This is a genomic window from Gordonia crocea (assembly GCF_009932435.1).
GTDB lineage: Bacteria > Actinomycetota > Actinomycetes > Mycobacteriales > Mycobacteriaceae > Gordonia > Gordonia crocea.
Genome location: NZ_BJOU01000001.1, coordinates 576,880 through 597,245 on the forward strand (window position 1 = coordinate 576,880; position 20,366 = coordinate 597,245).

At 68.9% G+C, this 20,366-nt stretch carries 20 protein-coding genes; 14 read left to right on the plus strand and 6 right to left on the minus strand.

Features of this window, described 5'->3' with window-relative positions:
• The first annotated feature begins 17 nt into the window (after window positions 1-17).
• Window positions 18-2,252, plus strand: coding sequence for a DNA polymerase III subunit gamma and tau (locus nbrcactino_RS02695; protein ID WP_161925964.1), 2,235 nt, complete (start codon window positions 18-20; stop codon window positions 2,250-2,252).
• 4 nt (window positions 2,253-2,256) lie between these two features.
• Here the strand turns inward: nbrcactino_RS02695 and nbrcactino_RS02700 are convergent, their stop codons facing one another.
• Both nbrcactino_RS02700 and nbrcactino_RS02705 read right to left on the minus strand, forming a co-directional pair.
• Window positions 2,257-3,564, minus strand: coding sequence for a class I SAM-dependent methyltransferase (locus nbrcactino_RS02700; RefSeq protein WP_161925965.1), 1,308 nt, complete (start codon window positions 3,562-3,564; stop codon window positions 2,257-2,259).
• Entirely contained in the window at window positions 3,561-5,000 is a 1,440-nt protein-coding gene (locus tag nbrcactino_RS02705; protein WP_161925966.1) for an FAD-binding oxidoreductase, read from the minus strand. The genes nbrcactino_RS02700 and nbrcactino_RS02705 overlap by 4 nt, the downstream gene beginning before the upstream one ends.
• Before the next feature lie 72 nt (window positions 5,001-5,072).
• Here nbrcactino_RS02705 and nbrcactino_RS02710 point away from each other — a divergent pair, with 72 nt between their 5' ends.
• From nbrcactino_RS02710 to nbrcactino_RS02725, 4 genes are read left to right on the plus strand one after another with little or no spacing between them, the layout of a single operon-like run.
• Window positions 5,073-5,510 (plus strand): SRPBCC family protein, encoded by a 438-nt coding sequence (locus tag nbrcactino_RS02710; protein ID WP_161927551.1) that lies wholly within the window; start codon window positions 5,073-5,075, stop codon window positions 5,508-5,510.
• Window positions 5,511-5,551: 41 nt separating this feature from the next.
• Window positions 5,552-6,409: a pseudouridine synthase gene (locus nbrcactino_RS02715; protein ID WP_228460646.1), complete on the plus strand. Its 858-nt coding sequence runs from the start codon at window positions 5,552-5,554 to the stop codon at window positions 6,407-6,409.
• A gap of 60 nt (window positions 6,410-6,469) precedes the next feature.
• Window positions 6,470-7,111 (plus strand): vitamin K epoxide reductase family protein, encoded by a 642-nt coding sequence (locus nbrcactino_RS02720; RefSeq protein WP_228460647.1) that lies wholly within the window; start codon window positions 6,470-6,472, stop codon window positions 7,109-7,111.
• A gap of 57 nt (window positions 7,112-7,168) precedes the next feature.
• Entirely contained in the window at window positions 7,169-7,495 is a 327-nt protein-coding gene (locus nbrcactino_RS02725) for a hypothetical protein (RefSeq protein ID WP_161925967.1), read from the plus strand.
• Between the two features lie 4 nt (window positions 7,496-7,499).
• Here the strand turns inward: nbrcactino_RS02725 and nbrcactino_RS02730 are convergent, their stop codons facing one another.
• Entirely contained in the window at window positions 7,500-8,081 is a 582-nt protein-coding gene (locus tag nbrcactino_RS02730) for a TetR/AcrR family transcriptional regulator (RefSeq protein WP_228460648.1), read from the minus strand.
• 94 nt (window positions 8,082-8,175) lie between these two features.
• On the opposite strand from nbrcactino_RS02730, the gene nbrcactino_RS02735 reads away from it, so the two are divergent.
• The 4 genes from nbrcactino_RS02735 (at window position 8,176) to nbrcactino_RS02750 (ending at window position 11,115) form a co-directional block, all read left to right on the plus strand.
• Window positions 8,176-9,141 (plus strand): ABC transporter permease, encoded by a 966-nt coding sequence (locus nbrcactino_RS02735; RefSeq protein WP_186343291.1) that lies wholly within the window; start codon window positions 8,176-8,178, stop codon window positions 9,139-9,141.
• Window positions 9,134-9,496, plus strand: coding sequence for a YbaB/EbfC family nucleoid-associated protein (locus nbrcactino_RS02740; RefSeq protein ID WP_228460649.1), 363 nt, complete (start codon window positions 9,134-9,136; stop codon window positions 9,494-9,496). The genes nbrcactino_RS02735 and nbrcactino_RS02740 overlap by 8 nt, the downstream gene beginning before the upstream one ends.
• 43 nt (window positions 9,497-9,539) lie before the next feature.
• Window positions 9,540-10,151: a recombination mediator RecR gene (recR, locus tag nbrcactino_RS02745; protein ID WP_161925969.1), complete on the plus strand. Its 612-nt coding sequence runs from the start codon at window positions 9,540-9,542 to the stop codon at window positions 10,149-10,151.
• A gap of 139 nt (window positions 10,152-10,290) precedes the next feature.
• Complete coding sequence (locus tag nbrcactino_RS02750; RefSeq protein WP_161925970.1) at window positions 10,291-11,115, plus strand: type IV toxin-antitoxin system AbiEi family antitoxin domain-containing protein; 825 nt, start codon at window positions 10,291-10,293, stop codon at window positions 11,113-11,115.
• A gap of 34 nt (window positions 11,116-11,149) precedes the next feature.
• On the opposite strand, the gene nbrcactino_RS02755 is transcribed toward nbrcactino_RS02750, so the two are convergent.
• Window positions 11,150-11,863 carry a type 1 glutamine amidotransferase gene (locus nbrcactino_RS02755; RefSeq protein WP_161925971.1) on the minus strand — a complete coding sequence of 238 codons (714 nt, stop codon included), beginning with the start codon at window positions 11,861-11,863 and terminating at the stop codon, window positions 11,150-11,152.
• Window positions 11,860-13,113, minus strand: coding sequence for a Mur ligase family protein (locus tag nbrcactino_RS02760; RefSeq protein WP_186343292.1), 1,254 nt, complete (start codon window positions 13,111-13,113; stop codon window positions 11,860-11,862). The genes nbrcactino_RS02755 and nbrcactino_RS02760 overlap by 4 nt, the downstream gene beginning before the upstream one ends.
• Window positions 13,114-13,177: 64 nt before the next feature.
• Here nbrcactino_RS02760 and nbrcactino_RS02765 point away from each other — a divergent pair, with 64 nt between their 5' ends.
• From nbrcactino_RS02765 to nbrcactino_RS02775, 3 genes are read left to right on the plus strand one after another with little or no spacing between them, the layout of a single operon-like run.
• Window positions 13,178-14,236, plus strand: coding sequence for an alpha/beta hydrolase (locus nbrcactino_RS02765; RefSeq protein ID WP_161925972.1), 1,059 nt, complete (start codon window positions 13,178-13,180; stop codon window positions 14,234-14,236).
• 49 nt (window positions 14,237-14,285) lie between these two features.
• Window positions 14,286-15,812, plus strand: coding sequence for a sugar porter family MFS transporter (locus nbrcactino_RS02770; protein WP_161925973.1), 1,527 nt, complete (start codon window positions 14,286-14,288; stop codon window positions 15,810-15,812).
• The gene (locus nbrcactino_RS02775; RefSeq protein ID WP_161925974.1) at window positions 15,809-17,143 is read left to right on the plus strand and encodes an MFS transporter; all 1,335 of its coding nucleotides are present in this window, start codon (window positions 15,809-15,811) and stop codon (window positions 17,141-17,143) included. The genes nbrcactino_RS02770 and nbrcactino_RS02775 overlap by 4 nt, the downstream gene beginning before the upstream one ends.
• A 93-nt stretch (window positions 17,144-17,236) precedes the next feature.
• Here the strand turns inward: nbrcactino_RS02775 and leuA are convergent, their stop codons facing one another.
• Window positions 17,237-19,084, minus strand: coding sequence for a 2-isopropylmalate synthase (leuA, locus tag nbrcactino_RS02780; protein WP_161925975.1), 1,848 nt, complete (start codon window positions 19,082-19,084; stop codon window positions 17,237-17,239).
• Window positions 19,085-19,340: 256 nt separating this feature from the next.
• On the opposite strand from leuA, the gene nbrcactino_RS02785 reads away from it, so the two are divergent.
• A complete protein-coding gene (locus tag nbrcactino_RS02785; protein ID WP_161925976.1) occupies window positions 19,341-19,787 on the plus strand; it encodes a hypothetical protein in 447 nt (148 codons plus the stop codon).
• Window positions 19,788-19,904: 117 nt separating this feature from the next.
• A complete protein-coding gene (locus tag nbrcactino_RS02790; protein ID WP_161925977.1) occupies window positions 19,905-20,345 on the plus strand; it encodes a hemophore-related protein in 441 nt (146 codons plus the stop codon).
• Window positions 20,346-20,366: the final 21 nt, after the last annotated feature.

Consider the following 20,366-nt stretch of genomic DNA (forward strand, 5'->3'; position numbering starts at 1 on the left):
CCGGTAGGCTCATCGGCGTGGCTCTGTATCGCACCTATCGCCCGGCAACCTTCGCCGACGTCGTCGGTCAGGACCATGTCACCGACCCGTTGGGCCGGGCCCTCGATTCCGGCCGGATCAACCACGCGTACCTGTTCTCCGGTCCGCGCGGCTGCGGCAAGACCTCGTCGGCGCGCATCCTGGCGCGCTCGCTGAACTGTGAGCAGGGCCCGACGTCGACGCCGTGCGGGACCTGCGACTCCTGCGTCGCGCTGGCACCGGGCGGGCCCGGCAACCTCGACGTCATCGAACTCGACGCGGCCAGCCACGGTGGCGTCGACGACACCCGCGAACTGCGCGACCGGGCGTTTTACGCGCCCTCCCAGTCGCGCTATCGCGTGTTCATCGTCGACGAGGCGCACATGGTGACCACCGCGGGGTTCAACGCGCTGCTCAAGATCGTCGAGGAGCCGCCGGAGCACCTGATCTTCGTCTTCGCCACGACCGAGCCGGAGAAGGTACTGCCGACGATCCGGTCGCGCACCCACCACTACCCGTTCCGGTTGCTGGCCCCGCCGGTGATGCGGGGACTGCTCGAGCGGATCTGCGAGCGGGAACGCGTGACCGTGGCCCCCGAGGTCTTCCCGCTGGTCATCCGCGCCGGTGGCGGCTCGCCGCGCGATTCGCTGTCGATCCTCGACCAGCTGCTGGCCGGGGCCGGCGAGGAGGGGGTGACCTACGAGCGGGCGATGTCGCTGTTGGGCGTCACCGACGTCGCGCTGATCGACGAAGCGGTCGACGCGCTGGCCGCTGCCGACGGCGCCGCGTTGTTCGGCACCGTCGAGGCGGTCGTCGACGCCGGACACGATCCCCGCCGGTTCGCGGTGGACCTGTTGGAACGGCTGCGCGACCTGATCCTGTTGCAGGCGGTGCCCGATGCCGCGCAGCGAGGGCTCGTCGAGGCGCCCGACGACGAGGTCGCCACGATGCGCGGCCAGATCGAGCGCCTCGGTCCGGCCATGCTGGCCCGGTCGGCCGAGCAGGTCCACGCCGCACTTGGCGAGATGCGGGGCACGACGTCGCCGCGTCTACTCCTCGAGGTGATGTGCGCCCGGCTCCTGCTGCCGCAGGCATCGGCCGACGACGCCGCCCTGCTCGCCCGGATCGAGCGCCTCGAAGCCGGTGTCGGTTCGGGTTCGGGATCGGGTGCGGCGTCGGCTGCTCCGGCGCCCGCCCCGGCATCCGCAGGATCTGCGGAGTCTTCGGCATCCGCGACGCCCGCTGCCGCCCCCCAGCCACCCGCCCCCCAGCCACCCGCGCCACAGGGCGACACGCCGCTCAGATTCACCAGGCCCTCGCAGCGCAAGCAGCAGGAGGAGACGGCGGCGCCGACGCCCGAGCCGACCCCGACGCCCGAGCCGACCCCGGCGGTCGCGCCCGAACCCGACCCCGCGCCCGAGCCCGAGCCGGTTGCCGTGGTCGAGCCCGAGCCGCAACCGGAGCCCGAGCCGCAACCGGAGCTCGAGCCGCAACCGGAACCGGCGCCGCAACCGGAACCCGAGCCCCAACCGGAACCGGTTGTCGTGCAAGAAGATCCGTTGCCGCCCGAACCCGAGTACGAGCCCGTCCCCGAGCCAGAGGACCAGCTGCCCCCTGAACCGGAGCCCGTCGACGAACCTGTCGCTGACGAACCTGCCGTCGACGAACCTGTCGCCGAGGTGTCGGGACTGGACCTGGCCGAGGTCCAACGCCGCTTCGGCGAGGTCCGTGCGGCGATCCGGGAACACTCCCCGGTCTTCGAGGCGATGCTCAGCAGCGCCTTCGTCCACCACGTCGGGGGTGCGGTGGTGACGCTCGGGCACTCGGTCGAGCAGGTCGCGGCGCGGTTGTCGGAGGAGGAGCGCGCCCGGGCGCTGCGGGCATCGTTCGTCAAGGTCTTCGGCACCGACCTCGAGATCCGGGTCATCCACACCCAGCCCACCGCCGGGCCGCCGGCCGGGGGACCCGCCACCGCGGGGGCCGCCCAGCAGCCGCGGCAGACCTACCGTCGGCCCAGCCGCGGGGCGGGCCCAAGCTCGGAGGAATTGCCCCCCGAGCCCGAGGAGCCTTCTCCGCCGCCCCCTAGGCCCGACGAGGAGATCTCCGACGCGGAGCGCGACGAAATGGTCGCCGCCGCCCAGGAGGACACACCGGAAACCCAGGTGCGCGATCCCGACGAGGTCGCCCTCGAACTGCTGCAGAACCACCTGGGGGCACGCCCCCTGGAGCAGTAACCGCTCAGGCGTCCCACCACGGCCGCAGCGGCAGCGTGGACTTGCCGGACTGGTCGAGCTTGGTGGCCAGGACGTGGTGGAGTTGGATGACGTTGCGGTCGAACCCGATCCGGCAGCCCGCCATGTACAACCCCCACAGGCGGGCGGTGCCCTCGCCGACCTCGGCGACCGCCTCGTCCCAGTGCTCGACGAGGTTGGCATTCCAATCGCGCAGCGTCATCGCGTAGTGCTCGCGGAAGTTCTCGGTGTGGACCACCTCCAGGCCGCCGACGTTCTGCAGCTTGGAGATGATGGTGCCCGACCCGGTCAACTCCCCGTCGGGGAAGACGTAGCGGTCGATGAAGGCGCCGGCCTTGTTCGGCTTGGTGTTGTCGGGCCGGGTGATGCAATGGTTGAGCAGCAGCCCGCCGTCGCGCAGCTTGTCGCGCATGAAGGTGAAGTACGCCGGGTAGTTGTGCACCCCGATGTGCTCGGTCAGCCCGATGGACGACACCGCGTCGAATCCCGATTCGGCGACGTCGCGGTAGTCGGCGTGGCGGACCTCGGCGAGGTCGCCGAGACCCTCGTCGGCGATCGCCTGCTGCGCCCACTGCGCCTGTTCGGCGGAGAGCGTCGCGCCGATCACCGAGACGCCGCGCCGGGCCGCGTACCGTACCATGCCGCCCCAGCCGCAGCCGATGTCGAGCAGCCGGTCGCCCGGCTTCAGGCGCAGTTTGTCGAAGACCAGGCGGTACTTGTTCTCCTGGGCGGTCTCCAGGCTGGCGTCGGCGTCGGGGTACACCGCACACGTGTAGGTCATCGACGGTCCCAGCACCCACTCGTAGAAGGCGTTGGACACGTCGTAGTGGTGGTGGATGACCTCCGCGTCGCGGGTCTTGCTGTGCCGCAGCCCCTCGGTGAACCGGCGCCACCGCGGCAGCGCCTCCTGCGGCGGCGGGGCGATCGGCTTGAAGTGTTCGAGGCCGATCCCGCGAGCGATCTGTGCCATCTCCAGCGGGGAGGGTTTGGTGAACGAGGCGTCGTCGGCCAGGGTGCGCAGCGCCTCGTACGGGTCGCCGGGGTGTGCCCCGACGAAGTCGAGGTCGCCGGCGATGTAGGCGCGGGCCAGACCGAGATCGCCCGGTGCGGTCACCAGGTAGGTGGTCCCGCGCGGGGTTTTCAGGTCGACGCCGAATCGGGCGTCGGCGGGGCCGGCGACACTGCCGTCGTACGCCGTCAGCCGCACCTTCAGGTCACCGCCGAGGAAGGTCTCGAAGACCTTCGCAAGGGGGAGGTGATCGGTTGAGGTGACGGATTCCTTGAATGTGGTCATTGACTCTTCACCGCCTTGGCATACAGGTTGAGGAACCGCGACTGCGGATCGTAGGTCGACTTGAGTTCTTCGTACCGCTGTCCGCCGTAGAGTTCGGCGAACTCGTCGGGGGAGTAGAAGGATTCCGAGTAGAGCGACTTGTGCCCGTCGAGGGTGGCGACCTGCTGCTCGATCAGCCGGTTGGTGTACCCCGGTTGCCCGGGGGTGATCGGGACCGCCGACCAGAAGCCGACGTTCACATACGTGCGGTTGGGTTCCAACGGATACAACGGCCACGGCCGCGTCGGATCGGCGGCCTTCAGTCGCGGGGCGGTACCGGTCGCGTCGTCGGCGCGAAGGCGCAGCGGGCACAACCAGATCGGCTCGATCGGGACGTTGGTGAGGAACCAGTCGACAAATTCGACGGTGTGCTCGATCGGCACCTCGATGTCCTGGACGACGCGCTCGCTCGGCGGCAAACCCTTCCGCGCGTTGAGCCTGTCGCCGATGCTGAACCGGTGGTCGAGCGCGATCAGCTTCCAATAGAAGCTGCTGCGCAGCCACCGCCGTGGCCAGAAGCGGCGGACCGTCGGATTCTGCGTGCCGAACGCCCGGGAACACCAGAACCAGTCGGTATCCCACCGCCACAGGTAGTCCTCGATCGTCAGCACGTCGGTCTTCGGGGTGGCGGCGCGATCGTGCTGGATGGACCGGTAGTAGATGTGTTCGCCGGTGTAGTCGCTCGGCGGCGTCGGCGCCTCGTCGGTCTGCCGGCCGAGGATCAGGTACGACTCGTCGGCGGTGAACACCACGCCGTCGAGGTAGTCGACCTGCTCGTCGGCGTAGGCGCCCGTCTCGACGATCGCGGTCATGGTCTCGGTCAGCGCGGCCAGGTCGGTGAACCGGACGTGGCGCAGGGCGACGTAGCGTTTCACCGGTTCCAGCTCGATCTTCAACCGGACCGAATATCCCAGCGTTCCATAGGAATTGGGGAAGCCGAAGAAGAGATCGGCGTACTCGTTGGTGGGGGTGGCGGTGATGATCTCGCCGCTGCCGGTGAGGATGTCGATCTCGAGGACCGACTCGTGGGGCAGTCCGTTGCGGAACGAGGTCGACTCGATACCGAGGCCGGTGACCGCACCGCCCAGGGTGATGGTCTTGAGCTGCGGCACCACCAGCGGTGCCAGACCGTACGGGAGGGTGGCCGCGACCAGGTCCTCGTAGGTACACATGCCGGCGACCTGCGCGGTGCGGGACTCCGGATCCACCGAGATGACCCCGCCCAACCCCGACACGTCCAGTCCCGGATGGGGATTGCGCTCGCGGCGGCGGAACAGGTTGGACGTCTTCTTGGCGAGTCGGACCGTCGCTCCCGGTGGGATCGCACGATAGCTCTCAAGCAGTCGTGTCACGCCCTGCTCGTGCACCGAAGGACCCGTCGCCACGCTCGTAACCATTACCAACTAGCCTAGGTTCGAAACGCGGTGGCCGCGAGTGCTTACCGCGATGACGACACCGAGGAGACCGAAATGGCGCAGGTTACCGCTACTCAGACCGTTGAAATCAATGCTCCCGCCGACGCGGTGGTCGCGGCTCTCGCCGACTATTCGACGGTGCGCCCGGCGATCCTGCCGGCCAACTACCGCGACTACGACGTCCTCTCCGGCGGCACCGGCGAGGGCACCGTCGTGCACTGGATCCTGCAGGCCACCGAGAAGCGCCAGCGCGACGTGAAGGCCACCGTCGGCGTCACCGACACGACGGTGACCGAGACCGACGCCAACTCGTCGATGGTGACCACCTACACCGTCGCCCCGGCCGGTGCGGGCAGCCGGGTCACCACCACGACGACCTGGCAGGGGGCTGGCGGCATCGGCGGCTTCTTCGAGAAGACCTTCGCCCCCAAGGGGCTCGGCCGCATCCAGGCCGAACTGCTGGGCAACCTGAAGTCGCGGTTGGAGAGCTGAGCCGCCGCCGTCGCCCCTCGCCCCTCCCGCCACGGGAGGGAGTGGATGCCACGTGCGTCGTGCTGCGCGCCGAGGGCGGCACGATCGCCGACGCCCTGTTGGCCACCCCGGTCGGCGCGGAGGTCGGGCTGACCGGCCTGGCCGCGCGTGCCGACGCCGGTGAACTCGTCGACATCGACGGACTCCCCGTCGCACTCGACGCGCCGACATCGCGCAACGGCTCGGTCTTCCTCTACCGCGACCTTCCCGACGAGGTGGCCGTCCCGTTCGATCCGGAGATCCTCTACGACGACGAGAACCTCGTCGTCATCGACAAGCCGCATTTCCTCGCGACCATGCCGCGCGGGCGCCACGTCACCCAGACCGCGTTGGTGCGGCTGCGCCGAGAGCTGGGCAACGACGACCTCGCCCCGGTGCACCGGCTCGACCGGCTGACCGCCGGGGTGCTGATGTTCACCCGGCGCCCCCCGGTGCGCGCGGCCTACCAGGAGCTGTTCGCCGCCCGGCGGGTGCACAAGGAGTACCGGGCGCAGAGCGCATCGCCCGGCGAGGGGTTGCGCGGCGGGACCCGGGTGGCCAACCGGATCGAGAAGCGCGCCGGTGAGTTGCGCGCCCGCGTCGTCGACGGTCCGGTCAACGCGATCAGCCACATCACCCGCGTCGCCGACGGTTTCCACCTCGTCCCCGAAACCGGGCGCACCCACCAGTTGCGGGTCCACATGGCCGGTCTCGGCGTGCCCATCGTCGACGATCCGCTCTATCCGCAGGTACGCGCCGAGCTGGCCGCGATGCCGGATCAGGGCGATTTCTCCCGTCCGCTGCGCCTGGTCGCCGCGGTACTGGCGTTCACCGATCCGATCACCGGTCAGGATCGCCGCTTCGTTTCCCGACGATCCTGACCGCGGCGGTGTCGTCGGCGACACATCGTCGGCTCAGGTGTCGGCGGTATCCTCGTCCGCGTGACTGAAGTCGAGAGCGTCCCAGAGGTCGACAACGCGTTGGAAACCGCCCAGTCCGACCGCGGCGAGTTCTGGACCCGTGCGGCCGCGTGGCTGATGGTGATCGGCGGTGCCATCGGGTTGACCGCATCGAGCATCCTCACCATCGAGAAGCTGAGGCTTGCCGCCGATCCCGGTTACCGGCCCTCGTGCAGCCTCAACCCGGTGATGGCCTGCAGCCCGGTGATGAGCTCCTGGCAGGCCAGCCTCTTCGGGTTTCCGAATCCGCTGATCGGCATCGCCGCGTTCGCGGTGGCGATCACGATGGGCATCGGCGTGCTGGCCGGGGCGCGTTACGCCAAGTGGATGTGGATCGGCATGCAGGTCGCCATCGTCTTGGCGCTGATCTTCGTGCACTGGCTGATCTACTCGAGCCTCTACGACATCGGGAAGCTCTGCGTCTATTGCATGGTCGTGTGGGCGGTGACGATCGCGCTCGCGGTGGTCATCACGGTCCGCAACCTCATGGTGTCGACGCGGTCGCCCTCGCGCGCGCTCAGCGTCGTCGCGACGTACGCGCCGATCATCATCGGCGTCTGGTACCTGCTCATCGCCGGTGCGATCCTCGACCGGTTCTGGGATTACTGGTCGACGCTCTTCTGACGCGACGCGGTTCTCGTTCGCTCCGGGCCCGGTTGCCCGCCGGTTAAACTCGGCGGCGTGACGATCCACGGGTCTTATGAGCGCCACCCCGACCTCGGGTGCGAGGCCGTCGTCTTCCTCGACGACGAGAGCGGCGCGTGTTTCCAGATCCAGCGCGACCTGGTGGGCGGACCGCGCGCCGACGAGTACTGCGTCACCACTGGTGCCAGCGCGCCGGTCTACAACGCGGTCAAGCAGTGGCGCCGCGTCGACGACCGCTTCGAGTTCGAGCTGGTGCCGCGCGCAGGTCGGCTGTTCGGCGACGACGTCCTCTCCTTCGAAGTGTCCGCCACCGATACGACGGTCGAGGAGATCGCCGGTCACCTCGAGCGATTGCTGCGCTGAGCCCTCAGTCGGCGTCGATGAGCGCCTGCATGCGGGGTGCGTAGCGCTCGATCACCTCGTCGGTGGACAAGGCGGCGAAGGCGGGGATCTCGACGAGGTAGCGCATCGTGACCATGCCGAACAGCAGGCTGATCACGACCTGTGCGGTGTCGTGGCTCAGGCCCGTTTCGGCGGTGACCAGCGGCAGGATCTCGTCGGTGATGAACCCGCCGAAGGCCTGGCCCACGTCGCGGTCGGTGGCCGCCGAGCGGAAGAACCCCTGGAGCGGCGGGCCGGTGGCCTCGTCCTCCCAGGCGCCGACGAAGGTCTGCATGATCCGACGGCCGAGTTCGCCGCGGGGGCCGTCGGCGACCAGGCGGATGCGGTCGACCGGGTCGATGGGCAACGCCAACGCCGCGACGAACAATCCCCGCTTGTTGGTGAAGTAGTAGGGGATCAGGGCCACGTCGACGTCGGCCTTGGCGGCAATGGCGCGCAGCGTGGTGGCGTTGAAGCCGGCCTGTCCGAACATCTCGCGGGCGGCGCGCAGGATGTCCTCGCGCGCGGTGCTCTCCTGTGCGGGCCGTCGGCCGGTTTTGTGTGCCACAGCTCCAATCTAGCTGAATTCATCACTTGTTGACATCTATTGGCAGGTCGCTTTACCGTTGGGTTCAACAATCGTTGAAATCGAAGGAATCCCCATGGAATCCCCCTCCGGCCGCAAGGTCGCGGCCCTGCTCCTCGGATTGGCCGTCGTCGTCCCGCTGATCCTGCTGATGTTCATCGGCCCCGCCTCGCGGGGAACCCCGCACGAACTCCCGATCGGTGTCGCCGGCCCGGCGCCCGCCGTGCAGCAGGTCGAAGCGGCCCTCGAGGCCAAGCAGCCCGGGGCCTTCGAGGTCCACGCCTACGCCGACGAGGCGCAGCTCACGCAGGCCGTCAAGAACCGCGACATCTACGGCGGCTTCGTCCTCGGCGCGGCTCCGGCCACGATCATCGCCAGCGGCGCCAGCCCGGCGGTGGCGACGATGCTCACGCAGATCGGTGCGCAGATGCCGGGTCCCCAGCCACAGGTCCGCGACGTGGCCGCGCCGGCGCCCAACGATCCGCGCGGTGCCGGGTTCGGCTCCATGGTGATGCCGGTCTTCCTGGCGGGCGCGGCGCTCGGCCTGGCCCTGACCATGGTGGTGGGCCGCCGGGAGATCACCGCCGTGCTGCTCCCGGTCGGCGCCGCCGTCGTCGGGGCGACGACGGTGGGGGTGGCCATGTGGATCGGCGTACTCAGCGGCGGCTTCTGGGGCCAGTGGTTGGCGATGTCGATCGGGATTCTGGCGATCAGCGCAGCCGTCGCGGGGTTGGTCGCCTTGATGGGGCCCGCCGGGGTGGGCGTGGCCGCCCTGCTGTTCATGCTGGTCGGCATGCCGTTGGCGGGTATCGCCTCCCCGCCGGAGTTCCTGCCGTCGATCTGGGGCGCGGTCGGCCAGTGGCTGCCACTCGGTGCGACCGGGACGGCGCTGCGGTCGGCGGTCTTCTTCGACGGCGCCGGTTCCGCGGCGGCCTATGTCGCCCTGGGGTTGTGGATCGTCGTCGGCTACCTGCTCTTGCTGGTGGTCGCGGCGTCCCGGGATATCGTCGGATACGTCGACTACCCTGGGGTCCGTGACTGATACCCCAGACCTGGGTGGCCTCCTCGGCGGCGGCGACCCCAACGCGCTCTCCGGCCTGCTGGCCCAGGCCCAGCAGATGCAGGAGCAACTCGTCAACGCCCAGAACGAGATCGCCCAGACGGTGCTGACCGGCTCGGCGGGCAACGGCCTTGTCACGGTCACCGGCACCGGGGCGGGCGGCGTCACCGCCGTCACCGTCGATCCGAAGGTCGTCGACCCCGCCGACGTGGACACGCTGCAGGACCTGATCGTCGGCGCGCTTGCCGACCTCGACGCCCAGCGCGACGCGTTGGCCGCGGAGAAGATGGGTCCGCTGTCGGCCGGGTTGGGCGGCGGGCTGCCCGGGCTCGGCTGACGCCGCGGCGCAGCCAACGTAGTCACCGAGCGGAGCGACACCGATGTACGAGGGACCGATCCAGGACCTGATCGACGAGCTGGCCAAGCAGCCCGGGTTGGGTCCCAAGGGTGCTCAACGGATCGCCTTCAGCCTGCTGGCGGGGGAGAAGTCGGACATCGACCGACTCACCGCGGCGTTGCAGCGCGTCCGCGACGACGTGACGTTCTGTACCGAATGCGGCAACGTCGCGGCCAACACGCGGTGCCGGATCTGCTCGGACGCGCGTCGCGACGCGACCAAGATCTGCGTCGTCGAAGAGCCCAAGGACGTCAACGCGATCGAGCGGACCAAGGAGTTCACCGGGCGCTACCACGTCCTCGGCGGCGCGCTCGATCCGTTGTCCGGGATCGGCCCCGACCAGCTGCGGATCCGAGAGCTGCTGCGCCGGCTGGGCAACCAGGAGGACGGTGTCGACGTCACCGAGGTGATCGTCGCGACCGATCCCAATACCGAGGGCGAGGCGACCGCGACCTACCTGCTGCGGATGCTCAAGGACTTCCCCGGGCTCTCGGTCACGCGCTTGGCCTCCGGTCTGCCGATGGGCGGCGACCTCGAATTCGCCGACGAGCTGACCCTGGGGCGCGCCCTGTCCGGGCGCCGGGTTCTCGCCTGACGGGTTCTCGTCTGACAGCAAACCTCGGCACAGGCGCTAGGCGAGCGCGTTATCGCCAGTTCTCGCGTACGCACAGGCTTGTCCGTGGTCGCGCAGTGAGGCGGTCGGGTTTTCTTGGTTCCCCGGGCACACTCCGGGTATGGATCGACTGGCGCAGACCCTCGTTCACCAGGACGGGGTGATCACCCGAAGGCAGGCGATTGATTGCGGGGTCAGCGAGGCGAGCCTGCGCACGAAACTTCGCCGGCGGGAATGGGTGCGGGTGCACGAGGGGGTGTACCTCACCCACACCGGAACTCCCACCTGGCACCAGCGCGCCTGGGCCGCCGTGCTGGGTCTCCCGCGTGCCGCCCTGAGCCATCAATCGGCGCTGGCCGCGGTCGGGCTGCGCGCCAGGGCGGCGGCCGGTCCGATCCACCTTGCGGTGGGCCGAAAACGGTTCGCCCCGCGGCGCGACGGGGTGGTCGTGCACCGGTACAGCGCCCTCGATGACCGGGTGAGTTGGAATGCCCGGCCGCCCAGGGTTCGTGTCGAACACGCGGTGCTCGACGTTGCCGCCGAGTCATCGGCCGAACTCGACGTCGTGGCGTGCCTGTCCGATGCGGTCGGGGCGCGGGTGACGACGGCGGTGAGGCTCGGCGCGGCGCTGTCGACGCGCGAGCGCTTCAAGTACCGCGCCTTCGTGGCCCGGGTGCTGGCCGACATCGCCGACGGGAGTTGTTCGGTTCTTGAGCGCGGCTACCTCACCCGCGTCGAGCGGGCCCACGGTCTGCCGAAGCCGCGGCGCCAGGCACCCACGATTGTCGGCCGACGGGGCTTTCGCGACGTGGAGTACGACCGGTGGGGCTTGGTTGTGGAACTCGACGGCCGCTTCGCGCACGACGATGCTCGCTCGCGCGACCGCGACATGGGGAACGCGGTGGCATGTGAGAACTGCACTGTGCCGAGGTCTGTGACCATATAGCGACAGCAAACCTCGGCATAAGGGCCGAAGGCGATCAGCGACCGGCGGCCAAGCGCTCCTTGCGCAGCTGGTCGACCTCGGGCAGGTCGAGTGGTTCGAGGGTGCGGCCGACGGCCTTCGCCAACAGGAAGTCGGCGAGCTCGGGATTGCGGGCCAACGCCGGGCCGTGCATGTACGTCCCGATCACCGAACCCTGTACGGCGCCTTCGATTCCCCGCCCGACGACGTTGCCGTCACCGTGGCGCACCGAGCCGAGCGGTCGGGCGTCGGCGCCCAGCGTGGTGCCGCCGCGGTGGTTCTCGAAACCGGAGAGCGGTTGGGTCAGGCCCTCGATCTGCGGCGTGGTGATCAACTCGCCGATGCTGCGCTTGGCCTGCGGGGCGGTCGTGAGGTCGAGCATCGAGATGCCCTCGACCTTCTCGCCGGAGCTGGTCTCGTACCAGTGGCCGAGGACCTGGATGGCCGCACAAATGGCGAGGACCGGTCGTCCGGCCTCGGCGGCGCGCTGCAGCCCCGGGTAACGCGTGAGGTGGCGGGTGGCCAGGCGCTGCGCATAATCCTCGGCGCCGCCGAGCACGTAGACGTCGAGCGACTCGGGCACCGGGTCGTCGAGGGTGATCTCGGTGATCGCGGCGTCGATTCCGCGCATCCGGGCGCGTTGTCGCAGGATGAGTGCGTTGCCGCCGTCGCCGTAGGTGCCCATCACGTCGGGCAGGACCAGTCCGACGCGCAAGGTCGATTCGGTCATTTCGCCTCCCGCTCCAGCGCGGTTCCCAGATCGCGGAACGCGGTGTAATTGGCCAGCACCTCGACCCGGCCCGGCGGACAGGACTCGATCGCGCGCAACGGATCGGGAATGGTCGTGTGCTCGACGCCGGCGTACAGCAGGCGGACCCCGAGGTCGGCACTGCGCTCGCCGGCGGCGACCACCTTCATCGACTCGAAGGCCTCGAAGCGGACATCCCACAGCCAGGATAGGTCTTCACCGTCGGGGACCTGCCCGTTGACTGCGATCACCAGGCCGGGGGCGTCCTGGTCGATCATCGACAGCGCCTCCTGCCAGCCGGCCGGGTTCTTGGCCAGCAGCATGCGCACCGTGTGGTTGCCGTACTCGGTGACGCCGTAGCGTCCCGCGATCTCCTCGACGGTGCCGACCGCCTGCGCCGCGGCGGCCGGATCGGCCCCCATCGCGACGGCCGCGGCCACCGCCTGCGTCGCGTTGCCGCGGTTCGCGCGACCGGGGACCGCGGGCTTCAACGGGGCGGTGAATCCGTCGGGGCCGTAGACGTTCTCGTCGTCGAACCACCAGTCCGGCGTCGGGCGGCGGAAGGTGTCGTCACCGGTGGAGCGCCACTGCCCGTCGGCGGACCGCACGATGGGCTCGCCGGTCCGGGGGCAGGAGACCGAGTCGCCGACCCAGCTCGCCCCGGCCGCCACCCACACGACGTTGGGGGCGTCGAAGGCCGCGGAGGTGACCAGCACGTCGTCGCAGTTGGCGATGACCGTCATCGAAGGGTGGCGGGCGATGCCTTCGCGCAGTCGGCGCTCGATGATGTTGATCTCGCCGACCCGGTCCAGCTGGTCGCGCGACAGGTTCAGCAGCACCAGCACCTCGGGGTCCAGCGCGTCGGACACATGCGGCACGTGCAGCTCGTCGACCTCCAGGGCGGCCAACGGGCGGCCGCGCGTCAAGGAGAGGGTGGCGATGATTCCGGCGTCCATGTTGGCGCCGTCGGCCTGCGTCGCGACCGGGCCGATCCCGGCGAGCGCGGAGGCCAACATGCGCGTGGTCGTCGACTTGCCGTTGGTGCCGGTGACCAGTGCGGTTCGGCGTCCGACGCCGAGACGAGACATGATCGACGGGTCGACCTTGGCGGCGACGAGGCCGCCGATCATCGAGCCCTTGCCGCGCCCGGCCGCGCGCGACGCCCAACGGGCGGAGGCGGCTGCGGCGAGCGCCAGACGGGTTCGGGCGGGCAGGCCCGGCTCGTGCGACATGGGATCGAGTTTCGCACACGGGACACTTATGGTGCTGGGCCGTCCTGGGTAGGGTCTGGTGACTGTGAGCGAATCCACGAAAGTTGCACTGCCCGTCGCCGCGAAAGCGCAGCGGGTGTTCCTGCGCGGGATCGGGAAGGCGACCGGGCCCTTCTACGGCGCGCTGCGGCGGATCGGGCCGACGAATGCCGCCGGCGACCGCCTCGACCCGTTCATGGCGGCGGCCGCCTTTGCGGCCTCGACGATCCCGTCCCTGGACATGCACGACGATGATCCGGTCGCGGCCCGGCGCAAAATGGATGGCGCCGCGGCGATGATGGCCCCGGTGTTCCCGTCGTTCAGCGTGGACGAGGACCTGGTCATCGACGGTTCGGATGGTCCGATCCCGGCGACGCGGTACCGCGCCGGCGGGGTGTCCCGCGGTGTGGTCGTCTACTTCCACGGCGGCGGGTGGACGATCGGCAGCCGGGCCAGCCACGACTCCACGGCTCGGGCGCTGGCGGTGAACGCCGGCGTCGACGTGCTGAGCATCGACTACCGCCTCGCGCCGGAGAACCCGTTCCCGGCCGCCGCGGAGGATGCACTGGCCGCATGGCGCTACGCCGTCGAACACGCCGGGTCGTGGGGCCTGGACCCCGCCAAGATCGGCGTCGCCGGGGACAGTGCGGGCGGCAACCTTGCCGCCGTGGTCGCCCAGCAGACCAAGGGTGACGACATCGTGCCCGCACATCAGCTCCTCATCTACCCGGCGGTCGACCTGGCGGGGCAGACCGAATCGATGAGCGAGTTCGCGACCGGGCGCTTCCTCACCCGCGAGCACATGGACTGGTTCATCGACAATTACCTGCCCGACCCGGCCGACCGCGAGAAGCCGTTGGCCTCGCCGCTGCGGGCCGACGACCTGTCGGGACTCCCGCCGGCACACGTCGTCGTCGCGGGTTTTGACCCGCTGCGCGACGAGGGGCTCGCGTATGCCGCCAAGCTGGGCGAGGCCGGGGTCCCGGTCACCCTCGACCGGGCGGGCGCCATGATCCACGGGTTCTTCAACATGAGCGCACTCTCGCCCGCGGCGCGGGATTCGGTGCAGCGCGCGGCCCGGGCCGTGGCGGATGCTTTGGGCTGATCGCGCGTTTCGCGGGTGTTCGGACTCGTCGCCGATTTAGGGTGTGCCCATGAGCGAGGGTGGTGCGGGTCCGGCGGTGGAATCGGTCTTCGACGACGATGAGGGCGGCTCCACGCGCGGCGTGGTCCGCATCGCCTCGGTCGCCGCGCTGGGCGGCCTGTTGTTCGGGTACGAGACTGCGGTCATCAACGGTGCGACCAAGGCGATCGAGCAGGACTTCCACGTCAACGCCGGGGTCTTGGGATTCGCGGTGGCGTCGGCCCTGCTCGGCGCTGCCGCCGGTGCGCTGACCGCCGGCCGGATCGCCGACCGGATCGGCCGGTTGATGGTCATGAAGATCGCAGCCGTGTTGTTCTTCATCAGCGCCCTCGGTTGCGCTTTCGCGCCCGAATCCTGGGGTAACGGCGGGCTCGCGGTATTCGTGGTCTTCCGGGTGATCGGCGGCCTCGCCGTCGGTATCGCGTCGGTGATCGCGCCCACCTATATCGCCGAGACCTCGCCGGCCCGGTTGCGCGGCCGGTTGGGATCGTTGCAGCAGCTGGCCATCGTCATCGGCATCTTCGCGTCGTTCCTGGTCAACCTGGCATTGCGCAACCTCGCCGTCGACGGCGCCAACAGCGAACTGTGGTTCGGGATGGACGCCTGGCGGTGGATGTTCCTGATGATGGCGGTGCCCGCGGTCCTCTACGGCGCGCTCTCCACGACGATCCCCGAGTCGCCGCGCTACCTCATCAGCCGCCACCGGATCCCCGAGGCGCGCACGGTGTTGGAACGGCTGCTCGGCGAGCGCGACCTGGACATCACCATCAACCGGATCCGCACCAGCATGGCCGACGAGGAGAAGTCGTCGTGGCGTGATCTGGTGCGCCCGAGTGGCGGCGTCTACCCGATCGTGTGGATCGGCCTGGTGCTGTCAGTCTTCCAGCAGCTGGTCGGCATCAACGTCGTCTTCTACTACTCGAACGTGCTGTGGGAGGCGGCCGGATTCGGCGAGGGCAGCGCGTTCTTGACGTCGACCTTCACCTCGGTGGTCAACATCGCGACGACGATCGTGGCGATCCTGCTGATCGACCGGGTCGGCCGCCGCCCACTGCTGCTCGTCGGCTCGATCGGGATGACGGTCACCCTCGCGACGGTGGCCATCTGCTTCAGCCAACTCACCGACAAGCTCGACGCGCTGGGCCATCCGATCCTCAACGACGACGGCGACATCACCAAGACCCTGCCGGGCTCATGGGGCATCATCGCGCTCATCGGGGCCAACCTCTTCGTCGTCTTCTTCGGGATGAGCTGGGGGCCGGTCGTGTGGGTGCTGCTGGGGGAGATGTTCCCCAACCGCTTCCGCGCCGCGGCGCTGTCGCTGGCCGCCGCGGGTCAGTGGGCGGCGAACTGGACGATCACCATGACCTTCCCGGCGATCAAGGACTTCAGCCTCGTCTTCGGCTACTTCATGTACGCGGCCTTCGCGTTCTTGTCCTTCTTGTTCGTGCTCCGGTTCATCCCGGAGACGAAGGGAAAGACGCTGGAGGAGATGGACGCGCTGGCCGGCATCAACGACGAAGGACCCAATGCATGACCGCAGCCTCGGCCGGATTGCGCCGCGTGGTGGCGGCCTCGATGGCCGGCACCGTCGTCGAGTGGTACGAGTTCTTCCTCTATGGAACCGCCGCCACCCTGGTGTTCTCCAAGGTCTTCTTCGGGCAGAGCGGCAGCGACCTCGACGCGATCTTGGCGGCCTTCGTCACCTACGCCGTCGGCTTCGTCGCCCGACCGCTCGGCGGGGTGGTGTTCGGCCACTTCGGCGACAAGTATGGCCGTAAAAAGCTGCTGCAGTTCTCATTGTTGCTGGTCGGTGTGGCGACCTTCCTCATGGGTTGTCTGCCTACGTTCGGGCAGATCGGGTACTGGGCCCCGGCGCTGCTGGTGGTACTGCGGTTCATCCAGGGTTTCGCCGTCGGTGGGGAGTGGGGCGGCGCGGTGCTGCTGGTGGCCGAGCACAGCCCCCCGCGCGGCCGCGGGTTTTGGGCCAGTTGGCCGCAGGCGGGTGTCCCGGTGGGCAACATCCTGGCCACGGTCGTGCTGCTGACGTTGACGGCCACCTTGTCGGAAGCGGCGTTCCTGTCGTGGGGGTGGCGGGTGGCGTTCTGGCTCTCGGCGGTGGTGGTACTGGTCGGCTACTACATCCGGACCAAGGTGACCGACGCGCCGATCTTCCTCGCCGCGCAACGGGAGGCCGAGGAGTTCGCCGCATCCTCACTCAGCGTCGTGGAGGTACTGCGGCGCTACCCGGGCAAGGTGGCCACCGCGATGGGACTGCGGTTCGCCGAGAACATCATGTACTACCTGGTGGTGACCTTCTCGATCACCTATCTGAAGGTGCACGCACACGTCGCCACGACGTCGATCCTCTGGTACTTGCTGGTGGCGCATGCGGTACACCTGCTGGCAATCCCGTTGGTGGGCAGGCTGTCCGACCGCGTCGGACGCCGACCGGTGTACCTCGTCGGCGTGTTGCTGACCGCCGCCTGGGGCTTCGTCGCCTTCCCGATGATGGACAGCAAGCACTACTTCGTCATCATGTCGGCGATCGCCATCGGCCTGGTGGCGCACGCGTTCATGTACGCGCCGCAGCCGGCGTTGATGTCGGAGATGTTTCCGACCCGGATGCGCTACTCCGGCGTATCCCTGGGCTATCAGGTGACCGCGATCGTCGCCGGATCGCTGGCACCGATCATCGCGGTCCGACTGCTCGACGTCTACCACTCGTCGGTCCCGATCGCGATCTATCTGGCCGGCGCCTGCGTGATCACGTTGGTGGCGTTGGCGTTCACCAAGGAGACGGTCGGAATCGACTTGGCCGACTTGGACCGCGTCGACGGTGAGCAGTTGGCGGCCGCGACCCGCTGAGTCTGCGGGAGATCCCGGCGCGGCAGATCCGACGGTGCACAACAGCCTCCAACGCGGATCCGCGTCGGAGGCTGGTGCACAGTGTGGGAAGGGTTACGGAGCCCAGGTGCGCTCGGCTTGTTCGCCGTCCTCGGGGGCGGCGGCGCGGTGGGCGCGGTTGACCGCGGAGACCACGGCACGCAGGCTGGCCGTCGTGATCGACGGGGCGATACCCACGCCCCACACGGTCTCACCGTTGATCTCGGCCTCGACGTAGGCGACAGCACTCGCGTCGTCGCCGGCGGTCAGCGCGTGCTCGGAGTAGTCCAGGACGCGGACGTCGTAGTCGACGGTGGACAGCGCGTGGACGAAGGCGGCGAGCGGACCGTTGCCCTGCCCCTCGATCTCCTTCTCGACGCCGTCGATCTTCACGACCGCGGTGATGGTGTCCTCGCCGCCGTCGACCTCCGACGCGTCGACGCGTTGGCGCATCCGCTCCAGCGGGCGGATCGGGTTGAGGTACTCCTCGGCGAAAACGTCCCACATCTCCTTGGGCGACACCTCGCCGCCCTCGCCGTCGGTGAGCTTCTGGATCTCGCGGCTGAACTCGATCTGCAGCCGGCGCGGCAGGTTCAGGCCGTGGTCGGCCTTCATGATGTAGGTGACGCCGCCCTTGCCGGACTGGCTGTTGACGCGGATGACCGCCTCATAGGTGCGCCCGACGTCCTTCGGGTCGATCGGCAGGTAGGGCACCTGCCACAGGATGTCGTCGACATCGGCGTCGGCCTCGTCGGCGTCGACCTTCATCTGGTCCAGGCCCTTGTTGATGGCGTCCTGGTGGCTGCCGGAGAACGCGGTGTAGACCAGGTCGCCGCCGTACGGGTGGCGCTCGGGGACGTTCAGCTGGTTGCAGTACTCCACCGTGCGACGGATCTCGTCGATGTCGGAGAAGGAGATCTGCGGGTCGATGCCGCGGGAGAACAGGTTCATGCCCAGGGTCACCAGGCAGACGTTTCCGGTGCGCTCACCATTGCCGAACAGGCAGCCCTCGATGCGATCGGCACCGGCCAGGTAGCCCAGTTCGGCGGCCGCGACGGCCTCGCCGCGGTCGTTGTGCGGGTGCAGGCTCAGCAGGATCGAGTCGCGGCGCGCCAGGTTGCGGTGCATCCACTCGATCGAATCGGCGTAGACGTTGGGGGTCGCCATCTCCACCGTGGCCGGCAGGTTGATGATCAGCGGCTTGTCCGGCGTCGGCGCGATGATCTCGCTGACCGCGTCGCAGACGTGCTTGGCGTAGCTCAGCTCGGTCCCGGTGTAGGACTCCGGCGAGTACTCGTAGCGCCACTGGGTGTCGGGGTACTTCTTCTCCTCCTCGAGCACCTTGTGCGCGGCGCGCGTTGCGATGGCGGTGATCTCGTCCTTGTCGGCGCGGAACACCACGCGGCGCTGCAGCACCGACGTCGAGTTGTAGAAGTGCACGATCACCCGGGGCGCGCCCTGGCAGGCCTCGAAGGTCCGCTCGATCAGCTCGTCGCGGCACTGCGTCAGCACCTGGATGGTGACGTCGTCGGGGATGACGTCGTCCTCGATGATCTCGCGGACGAAGTCGAAGTCGGTCTGGCTCGCCGACGGGAAGCCGACCTCGATCTCCTTGTAGCCCATGCGGACCAGCAGGTCGAACATGCGGCGCTTGCGGGCCGGGCTCATCGGGTCGATGAGCGCCTGGTTGCCGTCGCGCAGGTCGACCGCACACCACAGCGGGGCGCGGGTGGCGACGTTGTCGGGCCACGTGCGGTCGGACAGCGATACCTTCTCGACCTCGTCGGCGAAGGATCGGTAGCGGTGGGCGGGCATGGCCGACCCGCGCTGCGGGTTCCACGCCGGTTGTCCGTCGGCGCGGGGACCCGCGGGCTCGACGATGCGGGTGCCCTGACGGGCGACGAAAGAGTCGGAAGAAGTCATGGTGGTCAATCTCCGTGAGGTTGGTGGAAGATGACCGGCGCGCGAATTGGCCCGCGACGGAGGGCCGGTCGAATCAGACCCCGCCGCGGCAACCGAGAAGGAGTGCGCGCTGCATGGGGACAGCGTACTCCGTCGCCGTGGGTCGGCACAAAGGGGTCGGGGTGTGCCGGTTGCGGGGGTCGAAAACGGACAGGACTAGCGTGGTCTGCGGCAAAGTCCCAGCAGCCAAAACCATCCGTCGAAAGGACCACCAACCATGAGCAACTCGGCCCGTCGCACCTTTGTACTCGGTGTCCTCGGCGCGGGAGCGGCAACGATCGTCTCGGCCGGCGTCGCGGTGGCCGCGCCGATCCCCGTCCATGGTCCGCCGGCCACCAAGATCCCCGACTCCGCTCCGGTGAAGGGCACCGATTGCACCTACGGCCAGGCCAAGAAGGCCATCGCCGCACAGGACCCCGCGGTGTGGAAGAAGATCACGACCGACAACCATCTTCGGGGTCACTTCCAGCAGGACATCCAACTCACCGCCAAGCAGCGTGCGGCGCGTGACGCGCAGTGGCGAAAGGTTCACCCGGTCGAGACGGCCGCGCTGGAGACCGCCGAGAACGCCGGGGTGTTCGGCGATCCGGTGAAATCGGCGAAGGAGCGCAAAGAGTTCGGTGCCGCGATCGACCGAGCTCGGGCCGCCTGCGCACAGTTCTAATCGCGACGCTGGCACCGCATCCTCAGCTGGTTGTCAGGTTCGACGAGGATCGTGGCGGTGTCAGTCCGGTCCGCCGCGCGTTCGGCGCGGCGGCAGCCCCCGAAAGGAAAGACTCCCATGACTGCTCTGCGTCACAAGGTCGCCGCCGCCATCGTCGGTGTCGGTGCCGTCTCGGTGCTCGCCACCGGCGTTGCCAACGCGGCCCCGGTCCACGGCCCCGCGCCCAAGCCGGTGCCGAAGTCCACCCCGGTCCCGGAGACCAACTGCACCCTCGGCCAGGTGGAGAAGGCGTTGGCCAAGGAAGACCCGGCCGCGTGGAAGAAGATCAACAAGAACCCGCAGCACCGCGCCCGGTTCGAGCAGATGGTCGTCCTGACCAAGGAGCAGCGCAAGGAGAAGAAGGCGGAGTGGAAGCGCGCCCACCCGACCGAGGCCGGCATTGTGCAGTTCCTCAAGGACAACAACATCTCGATGCACTCCCCGCAGGAGAAGGCGAAGATGAAGGCCGAGCGCAAGGCCACCATGGAGAAGGTCAAGGCGACCTGCTCGAAGTACTGATCTCAGTGGTGTTGATCCTGG